Raw genomic sequence first — 736 nt, forward strand, 5'->3', positions numbered from 1 at the left:
GGTCAGCGGTTCGATCCCGTTAACTCCCATAGGTCCCGTAGTGTAGCGGTTATCACGTCGCCCTGTCACGGCGAAGATCGCGGGTTCGATTCCCGTCGGGACCGTTTAAGATAACGGAAGTTATTTTAGACTCGTTAGCTCAGTTGGTAGAGCAATTGACTTTTAATCAATGGGTCACTGGTTCGAGCCCAGTACGGGTCATCATTGCGGGTTTGGCGGAATTGGCAGACGCACCAGATTTAGGATCTGGCGCTTAACGGCGTGGGGGTTCAAGTCCCTTAACCCGCATAATAGAAATAAGCCGGCTTAGCTCAGTTGGTAGAGCATCTGATTTGTAATCAGAGGGTCGCGTGTTCAAGTCATGTAGCCGGCATTTTTTAATATAACCAAGAGGTCGATGCGAACGTAGTTCAGTGGTAGAACACCACCTTGCCAAGGTGGGGGTCGCGGGTTCGAATCCCGTCGTTCGCTTAGAGAGGCCGGGGTGGCGGAACTGGCAGACGCACAGGACTTAAAATCCTGCGATTGGTAACGATCGTACCGGTTCGATCCCGGTCCTCGGCATATAAAGAGCACCCTTAGCTCAACTGGATAGAGTACCTGACTACGAATCAGGCGGTTAGAGGTTCGACTCCTCTAGGGTGCATTTTTCTATTTAACTCGGGAAGTAGCTCAGCTTGGTAGAGTACTTGGTTTGGGACCAAGGTGTCGCAGGTTCGAATCCTGTCTTCCCGAT

General features: G+C 51.5%; 8 tRNA genes. All 8 read left to right on the forward strand.

The features are described from left to right. Positions 1-31: 31 nt before the first annotated feature. Positions 32-104, forward strand: a tRNA-Asp gene (locus HMPREF2728_RS09970). A 24-nt stretch (positions 105-128) separates the two neighbouring features. Further along, positions 129-201, forward strand: a tRNA-Lys gene (locus HMPREF2728_RS09975). Between the two features lie 5 nt (positions 202-206). After that, positions 207-288 (forward strand) — tRNA-Leu (locus HMPREF2728_RS09980). 12 nt (positions 289-300) lie between these two features. Further along, a tRNA-Thr gene (locus HMPREF2728_RS09985) sits at positions 301-373 on the forward strand. Positions 374-399: 26 nt separating this feature from the next. Then, positions 400-471: transfer RNA gene (locus tag HMPREF2728_RS09990), tRNA-Gly, on the forward strand. Between the two features lie 7 nt (positions 472-478). Continuing rightward, positions 479-564 (forward strand) — tRNA-Leu (locus HMPREF2728_RS09995). Between the two features lie 8 nt (positions 565-572). Then, positions 573-646, forward strand: a tRNA-Arg gene (locus tag HMPREF2728_RS10000). Positions 647-661: 15 nt separating this feature from the next. After that, positions 662-735: transfer RNA gene (locus HMPREF2728_RS10005), tRNA-Pro, on the forward strand. Position 736: the final 1 nt, after the last annotated feature.

This window comes from Streptococcus sp. HMSC061D10, from assembly GCF_001808865.1.
Lineage (GTDB): Bacteria > Bacillota > Bacilli > Lactobacillales > Streptococcaceae > Streptococcus.